This is a genomic window from Devosia sp. J20-27 (genome assembly GCF_055808595.1).
The window spans coordinates 1,265,957-1,282,806 of sequence record NZ_CM147875.1 but is presented as its reverse complement, the minus strand read 5'-3'; the positions used below and the strand labels follow the sequence as shown (position 1 = coordinate 1,282,806).

Genomic DNA, 16,850 nt, shown 5'->3' with positions numbered 1-16,850 from the left:
GAAGGTCGAAGCGTCATATTACTATGCAAGTGACTATAGTCGCTTTTGAACGGGAAAACGACAATCGCAGCTTTTCGCGACATCGCCCCATCAACCAAGGACAAGCTGAAACACGCATGACTCATGCTGTAATAGCGTGGGCAGAGGCCAAGTGATGGCTACCGCCCCCAACAAGAAGACCCAGACGATCGAGCCAGTTCCGGCTGCGACGCAATCCCAAGAGCCCCAAATGATCGACGTTGTGCTGCAAAGCCTTGACGACGCCAAGGCCGAGCAGACTGTTGCCATCGACATCACCGGCAAGTCGTCGCTTTCGGACCATATGGTTGTCACTTCCGGACGTTCCAACCGCCATGTCAGCGCTGTCGCCGACCAGGTCGTGAAAGCCCTTCGCGAGAACGGCTTCAGCAAGCCGCGGGTCGAAGGCCTGCCGCATGCCGACTGGGTGCTGGTGGACGGTGGCGACGTGATCGTCCACATCTTCCGGCCCGAAGTGCGCGAGTTCTACAACATCGAGAAGATGTGGGCGGCCGACTTCGCCGCCGACGCGCACTGACCAGCTGAACTGCGGCGATGAAAATTCACATCGCCGCGGTCGGCCGTATGAAGCAGGGCCCCGAGCGCGAGCTCGTGGCGCGCTATCTTGATCGCGCCGTGGGCAGCGGCAAGCCGCTTGCCCTGACCGGCTTCGAAGTCTCCGAACTCACCGAATCCCGCGCCTCCGCGTCGTCCACCCGCAAGACGGACGAGGCCAAGGCGCTGCGGGCCACCCTGCCCGACGGCATCGTTGTCTGCCTCGACGAGCGCGGCAAGAGCATCGGCTCAGAAGCGTTCGCCGGCCAGCTGGCACGCTGGCGCGACGATGGCCGGCCGGCGGTGAGTTTCGTCATTGGCGGGGCGGACGGGCTGGAGCCCGATTTCGTCAAGTCAGCCGACCTGACGCTGAGCTTCTCGCCCCTCACCTGGCCGCATCAGATGGTGCGTATCATGCTGGCGGAACAACTTTATCGGGCGACGACCATTCTCTCGGGACACCCCTATCACCGCGAGTGATCAGCCCAAAGCTGCCGCGACCAGCGCCTTGGCGTGCAGGTCCGTGGTGTCATAGGTCGGCAGCGGGCTGACCGAATCGTCGATCAGCATGCCGATTTCGGTGCAGCCGAGGATCACCGCCTCTGCGCCGCGTCTCATAAGCCGTTGAATGGCCTCAATATAGATCTGCCGCGAGGCATCGCGGACGATGCCGAGGCAGAGCTCCTCGTAGATGATGCCATTGAGGTTGGTGACGTCGACATCGGGCACCAGAACCTCCAGCCCACGGCCGGTCAATTCGTTGATGTAGAACGGCTTTTCCATAGTGAAGCGGGTGCCGAGCAGGCCCACCCTGCCGATTCCGTCGGCGAGCAGGGCATCGGCCGTCGGCGCCGCGATATGGACGAAGGGCACCGATAGCGCGGCGACGATCTGCGGCGCGCAGATATGCATGGTGTTGGTGGCGAGGCCGATGACGCCGCAGCCCTGATCCTCGAGAGATTTCGCAATATCGGCAAGCACTTGCCCGGCACCATCCCAGTTGCCGGCGCGCTGCATCGCCTCGATCGGGGCGAAATCGACCGAGTGCACGACGACCGGAGCCGAGTGCAGTCCGCCGCGGATGCGCGCGGTTTCGCGATTGAGAATGGCGTAGTAATGCGCTGTCGATTCCCAGCTCATGCCGCCGATGAGGCCGATGGTCTTCATGCGCTTTGCCGCAAAAGGGTCACTTTGATGAACGGACTCTGAACGGGATGTCGCGGAACGCAGCGACGATCTCGCTATAGGCCTGACGCTTGAACGGCACGATCAGGTCGGGCAGCTTTTCCAGCTCTTCCCAACGCCACGCATCGAACTCGGCCGGATGCTTGCCGCCACCCGGCGTCAGCACATCGATCTCGTCATCGCTGCCAGTGAAGCGGAAGGCGATCCAGCGTTGCCGCTGCCCGCGATACTTGCCCTTGAAGGCGATGCCGAGCATGTCGTCGGGCAGGTCATAATAGACCCATTTCGGGGCCTCGGCGATAAACTCGACCGAGGCGATGGATGTCTCCTCGAAGAGTTCGCGAAACGCGGTGTCGAGCGGCACTTCGTCCTTGTCCATGCCGCCCTGCGGCATCTGCCAGGGCGCGCCATGCGCGGCGGAGGCATCGGGATCGCCGTCGGGCTTGCGACGGCCGATAAAGACCTGCCCCTCGCGATTGAACACGGCGACGCCGACGCAGTCGCGATAGGGCATGGCGTCGCGGTCAGGCAGTTTACGGTCGGTCATTTCATCAGGGCGCTGGCTGGAACAAGGGTGATGCCCCGAGACTCCAACGTCTGGCTCCATTCTGCAAGGGCGGCAATCGACACCGGCAGGGCGGAGATCACCCCGATGGCCGAACCGGTGCTGCGCGCCTGATCCTCCAGTGCCGTCAGCTGGGTGAGGATCGCCGAGCGGCTGGGATTGGCGTCGATGGTGATGCTGGCCCGGCCGAACGGCACCTTGTTGGCTGCTGCCAGCTGCTCGGCCAGCGAGCGGTTGGAGGAGCCGTCGTCGAGATAGCCGAGGCCGCGCGCCCCGAGTTCCTCGATCATCGGGCCGAAATCGGCGCCCGAGGAGGTAAAGCGCGCGCCCATATTGTTGATCAGCCCGACATAGGCGCCGAACTTGCCCATGACCGAGAACAGCTTGATGAGGTTCTCGCGCGGTGGCTTGCCGGTGAGCAGGGTATCGGGACCCGGATCATTTTCCGGATAGTCGAAGGGTTCGAGCGGCACTTCGAGAAACAGTTCGTGGCCCGCCGAGCGGGCTGCTGCCGCCGTCTGCACCAGATCCTTGCCATAGGGCGCGAAGGCCATGGTGATATTGGCCGGCAGCCGGCTGGCGGCGTCGACCGAGGTCGCGGCATTGATCCCCAGCCCGGTGACGACGATCGCCAGCATCGGATTGTTGTTGGTCGCCGCCATCACGGGGCGGGAATAGAGCTCGAACGGCCGCACGCCGGTCGCCGACATGCGCGGGATCTGGCCATGCTCTGTCTCTTCGGCCAGATCGGCGATGATGCCGGTCCTCGGATCGGCCAGCATCTCGCCGCCCGGTTCGAGGCCAAGGGTGTCGATGACATGCCCTTCGGCGTCCAGCGTCTGGATCGAGCCGGCGCCATCGACCGGGATTTCCGGCCCCACCTCGATGATGCCGGGTCTGGACGAGGCCGCGGCACCGGCACCGCTTGAGGGCTGCCCCGTGCCGATAGCGACTTCGGCAAACGGTCGGCCGCCGTCCGGCGTATCGACAAGCATGATGCGCAGCACCACGCTGGCCAGCAGCACGGCAACGCCGCCGAATGCCAGCCGGGCAATCGGCAGGTGGCGGCGCCGCTTGCCGGCCTGCGCCTTGGCAGCACGGGCGCGCCTGCGGCCCAGGGGTGCGCTCAGTTCGCTCGTCATCTCATCCACGTCGCGGCGAATCTGCCGCTCGCACTGTTGTAGGCCAGCAAGGGGTAATGGACTGTTAACCGCGTCTGTTCATCTGCTGCTAACCGGTTCAGGCCGCGAGCAACTGGGGCAACAAGAAATCCCCGGCCGAGGCCGGGGATTTTGAAAGGCGCTGCACGTCCGCTCAGCCGATCGACTTGGGCGGATAGGCATCGTTCTTTTCGATGCCGTCGATCAGCTTGATGGCGTACTGCAGCTGGTTGTCCTTGGACTTGTCGGACGGCACGTAGACCGAAGATCCGACCGTGGCCTGTTCCTCGGTACCGCCACCGATCTGGCCGTCGAGGCCGGCCTCGCCGATGATCTCGTCCTTGCCCTGGAATTCTTCGGGCACATCCTGGGTCACGGTGATGTCCGGGCGGATGCCGGCGGCCTGAATGGACCGGTTGTTCGGCGTGTAGTAGCGCGCCGTGGTGAGCCGCATGGCGCCATCAGGGCCGAGGTTGATGATCGACTGCACCGAACCCTTGCCGAACGAGCGTGTGCCCACCAGCGTGGCACGCTTGTGGTCCTGCAGCGCACCGGCAACGATCTCGGCCGCCGAGGCCGAGCCGCCATTGATCAAGACGATCAGCGGCACGTCGGCAATCTTGGCATCGAGGTCGTCGGGGCGGGCATCGTAGCGCGCGCTCTCGCTGTCGGCGCGGCCGCGGGTCAGCACCACGGCGCCCTGCTTGAGGAACGCATCGGTGACGTAGACCGCCTGGTTGACCAGGCCGCCCGGATTGTTGCGGAGGTCGAGGATGAGGCCCTTGGGGGCCTTGCCGTCATTGGCCTCGTAGATGTCTTCGATGGCCTTCTGGATCCCGACAAAGGCCTGCTCGGAGAAGCGGCTGAGGCGCATCACGCCGACATCGCCTTCCATGCTCCAGCGCACGGCACGCATGGCCACGATATCGCGGGTCAGTTCCATGGGGATCGGATCGGCAACGCCGTCGCGCACCACGGTGATCTTGATGTTGGTGCCGACCGGCCCCTTCATCTTGCCCACCGCTTCGTCCAGCGTCATGCCCAGCACCTGCTGGCCATCGAGCTCGACGATATAGTCGTTCGAGAGGATGCCCGCCTTGGAGGCCGGCGTATCATCGATGGGCGAGACGACCTTGATCAGGCCCTCTTCCATCGTCACTTCGATGCCCAGGCCGCCGAACTCGCCCGAGGTGTCTTCCTGCACGCCGGCATAGTCGACCGGCTCGAGATAGCCCGAATGCGGATCGAGAGAGGTCAGCATGCCCTGGATGGCGGCATGGATCAGCTTGCGCTCGTCCGGCGCGTCGACATATTCGGCGCGGACGCGGTCGAAGATTTCTCCGAACAGCGTCAGATCGGAATAGATCTCGTCGGGCGTGCGCGGCGCAGGCGCATCAGCGGCGGCCGGAGCCGGCGGCACCGGCTCTTCCTGCGCGATCAGCGCCGGAACGCCAAACGAAGCCAGGGCAAGCACCACAACGGCAGCGCGGGCGGGCGTGAATCGCATCAAGGGTCTATCCACTTTGGGTCGAGGTTTCCGGGTTGGCCCACCAACCGGTTGGATCGACGGGCTCATTGCTTTTTCGCATCTCAATATAAAGCGTCGGTCTGGATACACCAGCGCTGGTGGTCACCGTCCGACCAATTGTGCGTGAACCCATGCTTCCCACGGGTTCACCCATCAGGACGAACTGGCCGATCTCGACAGAGACTTTCTCAAGGCCGGCAAGCAGGACGGTGAAATCCTGACCCGTATTGAGAATGACGATTTGGCCATAATTGAGGTAGTCGCCCTTGTAGAGCACCCAGCCATCGGCCGGAGCGACCACGGTGGCCTCCGCCCGGGTCACCAGCGACACCCCCTGCGAGATGCCGCCGAAGCCGTCCCCGGCACCATATTCGATCACCCGGACGCCGCTCGAGGGCTGTGTCAGCCAGCCCTTGGCCTGGGCAAAGGGCACAGCCGGCTGCGTGCGGCTGCTATTGGCCAGCGCCAGCCGGATGGTCTCGCTGTCGAGCCGAGGGGCCTTATCGCCCGCATCGGCGGCGGCCGTGGCCTGCGAGGCAATGGCAACGGCGCCGGCCTGCTTGCTGAGGTCGGCGATCAGCTGCTTGAGCGAGGAAGCCTTGGCCGCCAGCTCTTCGGCCTGCTTCTGCTCGGCCGCCAGTTCGGCGGTCATCACCTGCTCGCCCTGCTTGCGCGCCGCGATCAGCGTGCCGATCCGCAACTGCTCCTCTTCGAGGATGGTCAGATTGGCCCGCAGGTTCTTTTCTTCCTCGAGCGCCGCCGTCTTGATGGCAGTCAGCCGCCGCAGGTCGGCCATCACCGCATCGGCCTTGCTCTGCAGTTCGGGCAGGATGGCGGCAATCAGGATGGCGCTGCGCGCCGAGCCCAGGGCATCGGAGGGGTTGACGATCAGGGCCGGCGGCGGATTGCGCGAGATGCGTTCGAGCGCCGCCAGCACATTGGAGATCGAGGCGTTCGAGCCGTCGAGCCGGCCACGCACCTCGAGCTCCTGCACGATCAGGTCGCCCAGCCGGTCCTCGATGGCGACAATGTCGGTTTCGGCGGTCTTGACGCGCTGCGCCGCCGCGATCAGCGCCGCGTTCTGCTGCGTCCTGTCGCCCTGCATATCGGCGATTTCCTGTTGCAGCGCCGTGACCCGCTCCTTGCTGAGCGTGATCGAGGTCTCGATCTGTTCGAGCTCGCGTTGTTCAGCGACGGCAACCGGCGGATCGGCAGCCGGCACATCGACGCCGGGCCGCAGATCCACATTGGCATCGGGCGTTGCGACATCCGCTTCCGGTGACTGGCTGGCTTCGGCCGGCGCGTCGGCCGAGACCCCCGGCAGGGTGTCGAGCGGCGCGGCCTCGCCGGCCGCCTCGCTGGGCGCCGGCTGCGTCTGGGCGAGCAGCGGCAGCGCTGCGGCACACAGCCCCAGCAGCACGCCTCCGGCAATCACACCCCTCGTGGTACGGGCCAAACCCGGCATGCCGTGCAAATACTCCGAATCAACGCCTGAACCATAGCAAACACGGCGCTAACAACGCTGCCAATGTGGTGCCGATGCGGCAGCGCCTCAGGCAGCCTGCTGCGCGCCGTCTGCCCCCGGCGCCGGCCGGCGCTCGCGGTGCGAGAACACCTCGACGATCCGGTCCAGTTCGGAAGCCTGGCCCTCGGTCTGCTCGATAGCCGCATTGGTCTGTTCCACGAGGGCCGCATTGTGCTGGGTCATTTCATCCATCTGCCGGACGGAGATGCTGACCTCGTCGATGCTTTCCGCCTGCGAGCGGCTGGCAACCGCGATCTCGCCCACCAGTTCGGCGCTTTCCTGCACGGCGCTCAGCATGCCGCCGAGCTTGTCGGCAGCATCGCCCACGAGGCGCGAGCCGCTGGCGACATGGGTTGCCGACTGCTCGATCAGTTCCTTGACGTCGCTCGAGGCCTGGGCGGCGCTCTGCGCCAGCCGCCGCACTTCGACGGCCACCACGGCAAAGCCCTTGCCGGCATCACCGGCCCGCGCCGCCTCCACCGAGGCATTGAGCGCCAGGAGGTTGGTCTGGAAGGCGACGTCGTCGATCAGGCCGATGATGTTGGAGATCTTGCCCGACGAGACAGTGATCTGCTCCATGGCCGAGGTTGCCTGTCGCATCACCTCGCCGCCGTCATTGGCGATCTGGCTGACCGACCTTGCCTTGATGCTGGCCGTATCGGCGCGCCGCGCATTCTCGCTGACGATATGGGCCAGCTGTTCGATGGCTGCCGACGTCTCCTCGATGGTAGCCGCCTGCTTGGTCGTCCGCTCGCTCAGATCATTGGCGCCCGAGAGGATTTCGCCCGTCGCCAGCTTGAGCGCCCGTGAGGTATCCTGCAGCCGGCTGATGATGTCGGCGATCGTGGCCAGCGAGCTGTTGAAGGCCTGCCGCAGGTCTTCGTACTGGCCGGTGAATGTCGTGGCGATATGGCCTGACAGGTCGCCCTTGGCCATCCGTCCCAGGCTCGACTTGAGCTGCTCGATAATGCCTTCGGCGCGCTTGCGCTCGGTGATGTCGACCGCAAACTTGACCACCTTGACCGGACGACCGTCGGCGTCGAGCACCGGATTGTAGCAGGCCTGGATCCAGATCTCGGCGCCACCCTTGGCGAACCGCTTGAATTCGGCCGCCACGTACTGGCCGGCGCGCAGCTGCGCCCAGAAATCGGCATAGGCCTGGGTCTGCGCATAGGCCGGATCGACGAACATGCGGTGATGCTTGCCGGCGATTTCGCCCAGGCCGTAGCCGACGGCGGCGCAGAAATTCTCGTTGGCGGTGATGATGGTGCCGTCGAGCTCGAACTCGATGACCGCCTGCGCCCGGTTGATGGCGGCGACCTGGCCGGCATGATCGGCGGCGACGGCCTTCTGGCGCGTGATGTCGGAGGCGAACTTGATGACGCCCACCGGTTTGCCGCCGCGATCGAGCAACGGATTGTAGGTAGCCTGCAGCCAGAGCTCGCGGCCACCCTTGCCGATACGGCGGAACTCGCCCCCCTCGAACTCGCCGGCCCCCAGCTTGCGCCAGAACGCGGCATATTCGGGACGCTCGGCCATCTCCGGATCGACGAACATGCGGTGGTGCTTGCCGACGATCTCGTCGAGCGCATAGCCCGTCGCCTGCAGGAAATTCTCGTTGGCCGCAAGGATGGTGCCATCGAGGGCAAATTCGATCACTGCCTGGCTGCGATAGATCGCATCGATCTTGCTCTGATCTTGGACATGTGAGCGGCGAACACTATTGCGAAATAATCCCATAACCGTCGTACGACCCCCGAAGATGATATCTAATAGTCGTAAGACATATTTGTGTATGCAAATTTAACAAATGAGGCAGGGAGGACCACATGGACTTGGACTGTCGGCTCCGGCGGGGAAGATGACTGACTCGAGAGAGCCGGGCCTGAGGCCGGATCGGGCGGAAACGCCGTCTCAGGGCCTCGTGTGCCAGACGCCATGAACGGGTGGCGCATAGGGGCGTGCTGCGCCCGGCTCTCTCGGTCAAGTCTGTCGGAGGTTGGGGCTGCAAACTCGCTTCACGTTGGTGATCACCTCGCCGTCTGGCACTGGTGATCGCGACACGACCTGCATTCCCGATATCGACTATGAACAGACACGGTTAATGGCCGCTTAATACGGAGCCAAATCTGCGCCAGACAACAAAAAGGGCGCCGAAGCGCCCTTTCCAGATTGTCGATCTCGGCCGGCTCAGAACTCCGACCAGTCGTCCTTGACCGCGGCATTGCCGTGGCTGAGATAGGACTTGGCCGCCGACTTGAGTTTGCCCTGAATGGCCTTGATGCCACCCGGCTTCTGTTGCGCGCTGGCGGCCGGCGGCGCCGTGCGGGTGGCCGTCACCTGCACGGTCTGGTTGACGGTGAACACATCCACGATGGTGTCGAGTTCGCTGGCCTGCGCCTCGGTCTGCTCGATGGCCGCATTGGTTTCTTCCACCAGCGCCGCATTGTGCTGGGTCATTTCGTCCATCTGCCGGACGGCAGCATTGACCTCCTCGATCGAGCTGGCCTGCTCGCGGCTTTCGCGGGCGATGTTGGTCATCAGCTGGTTGGAGCTGCGCGCGGCCACCAGCATGGCCTCGAGCTTGGCGGCCGCATCGGCGACCAGCTTGGACCCGCCGGCGACTTCGGTGCCGGACTGTTCGATCAGCGCCTTCACCTCGCTCGAGGCGCTGGCGGCCGATTGCGCCAGGCGACGCACTTCCACGGCGACGACGGCAAAGCCCTTGCCCGCGTCACCGGCCCGCGCGGCCTCGACCGAGGCATTGAGCGCCAGCAGGTTGGTCTGGAAGGCGATATCGTCGATCAGCCCGATGATGTTGGAGATCTTGGCGCTGGAATTGGTGATGCGCTCCATGGCGGCATTGGCCTCGCTCATCACCTGACCACCCTCTTCGGCAGTGCGGGTGACGGTGTCGGCCACCTGGCTCGCCTCGTTGGCACGTTCGGCGTTCTGCACCACCGTGGCCGCCAGCTGTTCCATCGTCGCCGACGTCTCTTCGATGGTCGCAGCCTGCTTGGTGGTGCGTTCGCTGAGGTCGTTGGCGCCGGCCAGGATTTCGCCGGTGGCGGTCTTCAGGCCCGCCGAGGTCGAGCGCAGCCGGGTGACGATCTCGGTCAGGTTCTCGGCAACGCGATTGGTGTCGGACTGCAGCTGCGCAAAGGCGCCCGAATAGTCGCCGACCATCCGCTTGGTGAGATTGGTCTCGGCCAGCGCGGCCAGCACGGTACCGGTTTCGGTGAGGCCGCGATCGACGGTCTGGACCAGGGAGTTGACGCTGCCGGCGAGGCTGTTGAGCTCGGCATCGGGGAATTCGGTGGTGACGCGCTGCGTGAAGTCGCCGGCGATGGCGGCATCGACCACCTCGCCGAAGGCCTTCTGCAGCTCCTGCATCATGACCTGGCGAGCTTCCTGGTCCGAGATGATCCGGGCCGCCTCGGCCTCCGTCATGCTGCGCACTTTCAGCGAGTTGTCGCGGAACACTTCCACCGCCCGCGCCAGATCGCCCAGTTCGTCGCCGCGCGACGCGCCCTTGATCTCGGCATCGAGATCGCCCTTGGCGAGCGCCGTGGAGACGCGGGTGAGGTTCTGCAGCGGGCGGGTGACGTAGAGCGTCAGCAGCAGTGCCAGCGCCACCATGCCGGCTGCGGCAATGCCCAGAGCGATCAGGCCGTTGAAAATCTGCTGCTGGATGATGGCGCCACGGTGGATCGAGAGGTCCCAGACCATGACGACGGCGCCGACCAGCGCATTGTCCTTGCCGAAATGGGCCGGATAGGCAGCGAGGTGGTGGTCACCGCTGGTGGCCGAAACCAGTCCGTCCCCGTTCAGCGCCTCGCCGGCCAGGGCAATGCCCTGATCGACCAGGGCCTGATCCTCGCCGAAGCGCAGGCTTGCCACACCGGTGGCATCCACCGTGCCGGCAGCGGCGAGACCGAAGTCCGGATCGGCTTTGTAGCCCTCGAACGACGCCTGTACCGGTTCCAGCTTCCCGAACTTGACACTGCCGGCGAACTGCGCGGTCAGCACCTGGATCATCTCGTCCTGCCGGTCCTTGAGCGTCTGCTCGACCGAGGCGATGTTGCTGGACGCCGAGAGCACCATGGTCAACGAGACAACGATCAGGATCGTTGCCGCGACCGGGACAAGGATGGCCAGCGAGAGCGGGATGCGGAACTTCATTTGGACGGACGCCTTTCTGGACGAATGGGAGCGGTGCCGGCCAGCGGCCGGCACCGGTTTGCAGCCTAGAGCGCGGCGAGATCGACGCCGGCGGTCACAGCGCCGATCGGCTTACCCGAGGCATCCACGATGGTGATGCTGACCTGGCTCTGGAAGGCCTGGGTGGACTCGTCCTGCTCGATTTCGCCCAGATGCACGGCATCGGCACCGACCGGGAAGGTCTGCTGCCACTTGTCCTCATCGCCCTGCCAGTAGTCCGACGTCACCGTCGACTGGCCGACATTGAGGCCCTTGGCGTCCATCACGAAGATCTCGGTGAAGAGGCCGGCGCTGGCGTCCTGGGCTGCCAGCAATTCCTTGGAGGCGGCATTGGCCAGCGTGGCATCGATCAGCGGCTTGCTGGCGGCGCTCACTTCGGCGCGCCACTGCGTATCCAGCTCGTCGATCTTGGCCTGGTCGTAGCCGGCGGTGACGGCGTTCTGCGCCTCGATGGCGGCGACGATCGTCGGGCTCTGGGCGAGCGCGCGCAGCTGGCCATTGGCGAGCGCAGTCAGCGGCTCGGCATATTCATTGTCCTGCGCCAGTGCGAACGACGGCAACGCCAGTGCCGCAACAGTCCCCAGAAGAGCGATAGTCTTGCCGAAAGCCGGCATTGAAAAAGTCATAGTCACACTCCGTGTTGGGGGCACGACGCCACGCAGGGCGACCCCCGTTTGTTTCACTGGCGTCAAGCGCCCGATGTCGAACAGGGAGAATACAGTTGTCGACGCAGTCGCCGTCGATCCCGGTCGGGAACGACTGAAACAACTCATGATCGACGCAGCACCTCACCCGCAGTAACTCTGGCGTTCCAGCCATCAAGAGCCGGAACTACAGACAACCCTGCATTCCCCGAACCAGCATTGGTCGTGAAACGTTAATTCCGTGTGAAGCGGAACAAATTGCTGTCCGCGGCTGCTGGCGGGAGTTGGTGCAATAACAAAAGGCGCCCCGTTAGGAGCGCCATTTTACTGTGCTGTCACAATGATCTAGTGGCTGGTAGCGGTCGACGTCGCTTCGAGCAGCAAATTGCGCCAGGCGTCCAGATCCTTCTGCAGCCGCGCTTCGTCCTCGGCCGTCTCGGCAGCCTCAAGTTCGGTCATGCCCGTCGCGATCAGCGCCTCGATCTCTTCGCGCTTGAACTCGGCCACCGGCCGGGCTTCCTCGGCGAGGATCGTCAGACCCTCGGGCGAGACGTCGGCAAAGCCGCCGCGCACATAGTAGACATGGCTCACGCCACCGGTGTCCTCGACGGTGATGAAGCCCGGCTTGAGCGTGGTCATCAACGGCGAGTGCTCGCCCAGGACGGTGAAATACCCGTCTGCGCCCGGCACAACCACCGACTTGACGGTGTCGGAGATGACCAGCCGTTCCGGCGAGACGATTTCGAGCTTGGTGCCTTCGGCCATTTAATCCGGTCCTTGCAAAGACGAAGGGCCTGCCCGCGAGGGCAGGCCTTGGTGCTTAGGCGGCCTGCGCAGCCAGCTTCTGGGCCTTCTTGACGGCATCTTCGATGGTGCCGACCATGTAGAAGGCAGCTTCGGGCAGATGATCGTAATCGCCGTTCACCAGACCCTGGAAGCCCTTGATGGTGTCTTCGAGGTTGACGAACACGCCCGGCGTACCGGTGAAGGCTTCGGCCACGAAGAACGGCTGGCTCATGAAGCGCTCGACCTTGCGGGCGCGGGCCACGGTCAGCTTGTCCTCTTCGGACAGCTCATCCATGCCGAGAATGGCGATGATGTCCTGCAGGGCCTTGTAGCGCTGCAGGATTTCCTGCACGCGGCGGGCCACGGCGTAGTGCTCTTCGCCAACAATGTTGGCCGACAGCATGCGCGAGGTGGAATCCAGCGGATCCACGGCCGGGTAGATGCCCTTTTCCGAGATGGCGCGGTTCAGCGTCGTCGTCGAGTCAAGGTGCGCGAACGAGGTCGCCGGCGCCGGGTCGGTCAAATCGTCGGCCGGCACGTAAATGGCCTGCACCGAGGTGATCGATCCCTTGTTGGTGGTGGTGATGCGTTCCTGCAGCGCACCCATGTCGGTGGCCAGCGTCGGCTGATAGCCCACGGCCGACGGAATACGGCCGAGCAGAGCCGACATTTCGGCACCCGCCTGGGTGAAGCGGAAGATGTTGTCCACGAAGAACAGCACGTCCTGGCCCTGATCGCGGAAGTTCTCGGCGACGGTCAGGCCGGAGAGCGCCACGCGGGCACGGGCACCGGGGGGCTCGTTCATCTGGCCGAACACGAGGGCGCACTTGGAGCCTTCGGTCGAGCCGTTGTTCTCGGCCGGGTTCTTGTTCACGCCCGATTCGATCATTTCGTGGTAGAGGTCGTTGCCCTCGCGGGTGCGTTCACCCACGCCGGCAAACACCGAATAGCCACCGTGCGCCTTGGCGACGTTGTTGATCAGTTCCTGGATCAGCACGGTCTTGCCCACGCCGGCGCCGCCGAACAGGCCGATCTTGCCGCCACGGGCGTAGGGGGCGATGAGGTCCACGACCTTGATGCCGGTGACCAGAATCTGGGCTTCCGACGACTGGTCGGTGAACGACGGCGCTTCCTGGTGGATGGCGCGACGGGCCGAGGTCTTGATCGGGCCGGCTTCATCCACCGGTTCGCCGATCACGTTCATGATGCGGCCCAGCGTCTCTTCGCCGACCGGCACCGAGATGGCTTCGCCCGTGTCGATGACCGATGCGCCGCGAACCAGACCTTCGGTGGTGTCCATGGCAATGGTGCGCACGGTGTTTTCACCGAGGTGCTGCGCCACTTCCAGCACCAGACGGGCGCCGTTATTGTCGACCTCGAGGGCGTTCAGGATCGGCGGCAGGTCGCCGGCGAAGGTGACGTCGACCACGGCGCCGATGACCTGCGAGACCTTGCCACTGGCAACGCCCGTGGCAGCTGCCTTGGTCGTGGTCGTCGCCTTGGCCGCTGCCGGCTTGCGGGCCGCCGGAGCCTTCTCCGCGGCGGGGGCTTTAGCTGTCGCTGCTCTGGCCATTTTCGTTCCTCGTTCTGCTTAGAGCGCTTCCGCGCCCGAAATGATTTCGATGAGTTCTTTGGTGATCTGAGCCTGACGCTGGCGGTTGTAGACCAGCGTGAGCTTCTTGATCATGTCGCCGGCGTTCCGGGTTGCGTTGTCCATGGCGCTCATCTGCGCGCCGAAGAACGACGCGTTGTTCTCGAGCAGCGCACGGAACACCTGGACCGAAATGTTGCGCGGCAGCAGGTCGTTGAGGATCGCTTCCTCGTCCGGCTCGTATTCGTAGTTCACCGCGGCAGTAGTGCCGGTCTCGGCGCCATCCTCGGCGTCGAACCTGGCGGGGATCAGCTGCTGCGCCGTCGGGATCTGCGCGATCACCGACTTGAAGCGGGCATAGAACAGCGTCGCCACATCGAACTCGCCTGCCTCGAACATGGCGAGGATCTTCTCGCCGACGGTCGCGGCATTGGCATAGCCAACCTGACGCACATCGCGGAACGAGATCGACTCGACGATCTTGTCGGCGAAGATGCGCTTGAGGATATCGTTGCCCTTGCGGCCGACGGTGAGGATCTTCACCGTCTTGCCTTCGCTCAGCAGCTTCTGCGCCGTTTCGCGGGCAAGCCGCGCGATCGACGAGTTGAAGCCGCCGGCCAGGCCGCGTTCGCCGGTGGCGACCACCAGCAGATGCACCTGGTCCTTGCCGTTGCCGGCCAGCAGTTGCGGCGCGTCGGCGCGGCCTTCATAGGCCGATCCGAGCGCGGTCAGCACGTTGCCCATGCGCTCGGCATAGGGACGTGCCGCTTCGGCCGCTTCCTGGGCGCGACGGAGCTTGGCCGCCGCGACCATCTGCATGGCCTTGGTGATCTTCTGGGTCGATTTGACCGAGGTGATCCGGTTCTTGAGGTCCTTTAGCGAAGCCATCGAGCAGCCGCTCTCCTAGAACAGGGCGCTTACGCCTGGAACGTCTTTTTGAAGCCGTCGATTGCTGCCTTGAGCTTGGCGCGCAGGTCGTCCGACAGGGCTTTCTCGGTGGCAATGGCCGTCAGCACGTCCTGGTGCTTGGAGCGCAGGGCGCTGAGCAGGCCTTCCTCGAAACTGCCCACGGCCGAGACCGGGATGTCATCGAGATAGCCCTGGCCGCCGGCAAAGATCACCGCGACTTCTTCTTCCGGCTTGAGCGGGCTGAACTGCGGCTGCTTGAGCAGCTCGGTCAGACGCGCGCCACGGTTGAGAAGACGCTGCGTTGCCGCATCGAGATCGGAACCGAACTGGGCGAAGGCCGCCATTTCGCGATACTGGCTGAGTTCGCCCTTGAGCGAGCCGGCGACCTGCTTCATCGCCTTGATCTGGGCGTTGCCACCCACGCGGCTCACCGAGATACCGACGTTCACGGCCGGACGGATGCCCTGGAAGAACAGGTTGGTCTCGAGGAAGATCTGGCCGTCGGTGATCGAAATCACGTTGGTCGGAATATAGGCCGACACGTCGTTCGCCTGGGTCTCGATCACCGGCAGAGCGGTGAGCGAGCCGAGCCCGTGATCTTCATTGAGCTTGGCGGCGCGCTCGAGCAGGCGCGAGTGCAGGTAGAACACGTCGCCCGGATAGGCTTCGCGGCCCGGCGGACGGCGCAGCAGCAGCGACATCTGGCGGTACGCCACGGCCTGCTTGGTCAAATCGTCATAGGCGATCACGGCATGCATGCCGTTGTCGCGGAAATACTCGCCGATGGCAGCGCCGGTCATCGGCGCGAGGAACTGCATCGGTGCCGGGTCGGACGCGGTCGCCGCGATGACGATCGAGTATTCCATAGCGCCGGCATCTTCGAGCACCTTGACGAACTGCGCCACGGTCGAGCGCTTCTGACCCACGGCGACGTAGATGCAGTACAGCTTCTCGGTCTCGGAAGCGTTGGCGGCATGCGCCGGCTTCTGGTTGAGGAAGGTGTCAAGGATCACGGCGGTCTTGCCGGTCTGGCGGTCGCCAATGATCAGCTCGCGCTGGCCGCGGCCGATCGGGATCAGCGCGTCGATGGCCTTGAGGCCGGTCGACATCGGCTCGTGCACCGACTTGCGCGGCAGGATGCCCGGTGCCTTGACGTCAACGCGGCGACGTTCCTTGGCCTTGAGCGGGCCCTTGCCGTCGATCGGATTGCCCAGCGCGTCGACGACGCGGCCCAGCAGTTCCTTGCCCACCGGGGTGTCCACGATCGAGCCGGTCCGCTTGACGGTATCGCCTTCCTTGATGCCCCGGTCATTGCCGAAGATCACGACGCCGACATTGTCGGATTCGAGGTTGAGCGCCATGCCCTTGATGCCGCCCGGGAACTCGACGAGCTCACCGGCCTGCACGTTGTCGAGGCCGTAGACGCGGGCAATACCGTCACCGACGGAAAGCACCTGGCCGACTTCGGAAACTTCGGCTTCCTGGCCGAAATTCTTGATCTGGTCCTTGAGGATCGCAGAAATTTCCGCGGCTTTGATGTCCATTATCCGACCTCTTTCATGGCGATCTTCATCGCAGTCAATTTGGTTTTGAGTGAGCTGTCGATCATCTGGCTGCCGACCTTGACCTGCAGGCCACCGATCAGTGAGGGATCGACATGTTCGTTGAGCGTGACGGTCTTGCCGATCTTGGCCTTGAGCGTCGCTGCCAGACTGGTGAGCTGCGCCTTGCTCAGCGGCACCGCCGAGGTCACGTCGGCCGAGACTTCGCCGCGCGCCTTGGCGGCGAGCTCGCGGAAGGCAGCGATGATCGCCGGCAGCGCGAACAGGCGGCCGTTGGCGGCCACCACGCGCACCAGATTGCTGACAGTCGGATCGGCCTTGGCCTTGCTCAGGATGAGGTCGACGGCACCCGCCTTCGCCTCCGAGCTGATCACGGGCGAGCGCAGGAAGCGTGCGAAATCGGCACTCCCCTCGTTCAGCGCCGCGATGGAAACCAGACCCTGCTCGACCCGTTCAAGGCTCTTGTCGCCCTCGGCGATGTCAAAGAGCGCCTGCGCGTAAGGCCGCGCGATCTGCACAAGCACTGAATCCTGCGCTGCCAATGCCCCGTCACCTCTTGATACGCAACCTCAGTACCCGCTGAAGTCTAGGCGTCGGGCGG

At 64.5% G+C, this 16,850-nt stretch carries 15 protein-coding genes; 2 read left to right on the top strand and 13 right to left on the bottom strand.

All coding sequences use genetic code 11. The features are described 5' to 3' along the window. Nucleotides 1–229: 229 nt before the first annotated feature. Nucleotides 230–556 carry a ribosome silencing factor gene (gene rsfS / locus AC0L4C_RS06305; protein WP_473402777.1) on the top strand — a complete coding sequence of 109 codons (327 nt, stop codon included), beginning with the start codon at nucleotides 230–232 and terminating at the stop codon, nucleotides 554–556. A 17-nt stretch (nucleotides 557–573) separates the two neighbouring features. After that, the gene (gene rlmH, locus AC0L4C_RS06300) at nucleotides 574–1,053 is read left to right on the top strand and encodes a 23S rRNA (pseudouridine(1915)-N(3))-methyltransferase RlmH (protein ID WP_473402776.1); all 480 of its coding nucleotides are present in this window, start codon (nucleotides 574–576) and stop codon (nucleotides 1,051–1,053) included. On the opposite strand, the gene AC0L4C_RS06295 is transcribed toward rlmH, so the two are convergent. From AC0L4C_RS06295 to AC0L4C_RS06235, 13 genes are all read right to left on the bottom strand, one after another. After that, nucleotides 1,054–1,740: an aspartate/glutamate racemase family protein gene (locus AC0L4C_RS06295; RefSeq protein WP_473402775.1), complete on the bottom strand. Its 687-nt coding sequence runs from the start codon at nucleotides 1,738–1,740 to the stop codon at nucleotides 1,054–1,056. Between the two features lie 19 nt (nucleotides 1,741–1,759). Next, nucleotides 1,760–2,305, bottom strand: coding sequence for an RNA pyrophosphohydrolase (locus tag AC0L4C_RS06290; protein ID WP_473402774.1), 546 nt, complete (start codon nucleotides 2,303–2,305; stop codon nucleotides 1,760–1,762). Continuing rightward, nucleotides 2,302–3,465, bottom strand: coding sequence for a divergent polysaccharide deacetylase family protein (locus AC0L4C_RS06285; RefSeq protein WP_473402772.1), 1,164 nt, complete (start codon nucleotides 3,463–3,465; stop codon nucleotides 2,302–2,304). The genes AC0L4C_RS06290 and AC0L4C_RS06285 overlap by 4 nt, the downstream gene beginning before the upstream one ends. Nucleotides 3,466–3,637: 172 nt before the next feature. Further along, nucleotides 3,638–4,990: a S41 family peptidase gene (locus AC0L4C_RS06280; RefSeq protein WP_473403464.1), complete on the bottom strand. Its 1,353-nt coding sequence runs from the start codon at nucleotides 4,988–4,990 to the stop codon at nucleotides 3,638–3,640. Between the two features lie 7 nt (nucleotides 4,991–4,997). Further along, the gene (locus tag AC0L4C_RS06275) at nucleotides 4,998–6,476 is read right to left on the bottom strand and encodes a murein hydrolase activator EnvC family protein (protein ID WP_473402771.1); all 1,479 of its coding nucleotides are present in this window, start codon (nucleotides 6,474–6,476) and stop codon (nucleotides 4,998–5,000) included. Nucleotides 6,477–6,563: 87 nt separating this feature from the next. Continuing rightward, complete coding sequence (locus tag AC0L4C_RS06270) at nucleotides 6,564–8,195, bottom strand: methyl-accepting chemotaxis protein (RefSeq protein WP_473402770.1); 1,632 nt, start codon at nucleotides 8,193–8,195, stop codon at nucleotides 6,564–6,566. A 531-nt stretch (nucleotides 8,196–8,726) separates the two neighbouring features. Continuing rightward, the gene (locus AC0L4C_RS06265) at nucleotides 8,727–10,718 is read right to left on the bottom strand and encodes a methyl-accepting chemotaxis protein (RefSeq protein WP_473402769.1); all 1,992 of its coding nucleotides are present in this window, start codon (nucleotides 10,716–10,718) and stop codon (nucleotides 8,727–8,729) included. Nucleotides 10,719–10,783: 65 nt separating this feature from the next. Beyond that, nucleotides 10,784–11,383 (bottom strand): PDC sensor domain-containing protein, encoded by a 600-nt coding sequence (locus AC0L4C_RS06260; RefSeq protein ID WP_473402768.1) that lies wholly within the window; start codon nucleotides 11,381–11,383, stop codon nucleotides 10,784–10,786. Nucleotides 11,384–11,746: 363 nt separating this feature from the next. Further along, the gene (locus AC0L4C_RS06255) at nucleotides 11,747–12,166 is read right to left on the bottom strand and encodes a F0F1 ATP synthase subunit epsilon (RefSeq protein ID WP_473402767.1); all 420 of its coding nucleotides are present in this window, start codon (nucleotides 12,164–12,166) and stop codon (nucleotides 11,747–11,749) included. 55 nt (nucleotides 12,167–12,221) lie between these two features. Further along, nucleotides 12,222–13,760 (bottom strand): F0F1 ATP synthase subunit beta, encoded by a 1,539-nt coding sequence (atpD, locus tag AC0L4C_RS06250; RefSeq protein ID WP_473402766.1) that lies wholly within the window; start codon nucleotides 13,758–13,760, stop codon nucleotides 12,222–12,224. An 18-nt stretch (nucleotides 13,761–13,778) separates the two neighbouring features. After that, the gene (locus AC0L4C_RS06245) at nucleotides 13,779–14,666 is read right to left on the bottom strand and encodes a F0F1 ATP synthase subunit gamma (RefSeq protein ID WP_473402765.1); all 888 of its coding nucleotides are present in this window, start codon (nucleotides 14,664–14,666) and stop codon (nucleotides 13,779–13,781) included. A gap of 29 nt (nucleotides 14,667–14,695) precedes the next feature. Then, entirely contained in the window at nucleotides 14,696–16,231 is a 1,536-nt protein-coding gene (gene atpA, locus AC0L4C_RS06240; RefSeq protein ID WP_473402764.1) for a F0F1 ATP synthase subunit alpha, read from the bottom strand. Then, the gene (locus AC0L4C_RS06235) at nucleotides 16,231–16,791 is read right to left on the bottom strand and encodes a F0F1 ATP synthase subunit delta (RefSeq protein WP_473402763.1); all 561 of its coding nucleotides are present in this window, start codon (nucleotides 16,789–16,791) and stop codon (nucleotides 16,231–16,233) included. Before AC0L4C_RS06235 ends, atpA begins: the two co-directional genes overlap by 1 nt. Nucleotides 16,792–16,850 lie beyond the last annotated feature (59 nt).

Excerpts from the sequence above, each read along its gene's own strand:
- rsfS (WP_473402777.1), top strand. The coding sequence starts at position 230 with ATGATCGACGTTGTGCTGCAAAGCCTTGACGACGCCAAGGCCGAGCAG.
- rlmH (WP_473402776.1), top strand. The coding sequence starts at position 574 with ATGAAAATTCACATCGCCGCGGTCGGCCGTATGAAGCAGGGCCCCGAG.
- AC0L4C_RS06295 (WP_473402775.1), bottom strand. The coding sequence starts at position 1,740 with ATGAAGACCATCGGCCTCATCGGCGGCATGAGCTGGGAATCGACAGCG.
- AC0L4C_RS06290 (WP_473402774.1), bottom strand. The coding sequence starts at position 2,305 with ATGACCGACCGTAAACTGCCTGACCGCGACGCCATGCCCTATCGCGAC.
- AC0L4C_RS06285 (WP_473402772.1), bottom strand. The coding sequence starts at position 3,465 with ATGACGAGCGAACTGAGCGCACCCCTGGGCCGCAGGCGCGCCCGTGCT.
- AC0L4C_RS06280 (WP_473403464.1), bottom strand. The coding sequence starts at position 4,990 with ATGCGATTCACGCCCGCCCGCGCTGCCGTTGTGGTGCTTGCCCTGGCT.
- AC0L4C_RS06275 (WP_473402771.1), bottom strand. The coding sequence starts at position 6,476 with ATGCCGGGTTTGGCCCGTACCACGAGGGGTGTGATTGCCGGAGGCGTG.
- AC0L4C_RS06265 (WP_473402769.1), bottom strand. The coding sequence starts at position 10,718 with ATGAAGTTCCGCATCCCGCTCTCGCTGGCCATCCTTGTCCCGGTCGCG.
- AC0L4C_RS06260 (WP_473402768.1), bottom strand. The coding sequence starts at position 11,383 with ATGACTTTTTCAATGCCGGCTTTCGGCAAGACTATCGCTCTTCTGGGG.
- AC0L4C_RS06255 (WP_473402767.1), bottom strand. The coding sequence starts at position 12,166 with ATGGCCGAAGGCACCAAGCTCGAAATCGTCTCGCCGGAACGGCTGGTC.
- atpD (WP_473402766.1), bottom strand. The coding sequence starts at position 13,760 with ATGGCCAGAGCAGCGACAGCTAAAGCCCCCGCCGCGGAGAAGGCTCCG.
- AC0L4C_RS06245 (WP_473402765.1), bottom strand. The coding sequence starts at position 14,666 with ATGGCTTCGCTAAAGGACCTCAAGAACCGGATCACCTCGGTCAAATCG.
- atpA (WP_473402764.1), bottom strand. The coding sequence starts at position 16,231 with ATGGACATCAAAGCCGCGGAAATTTCTGCGATCCTCAAGGACCAGATC.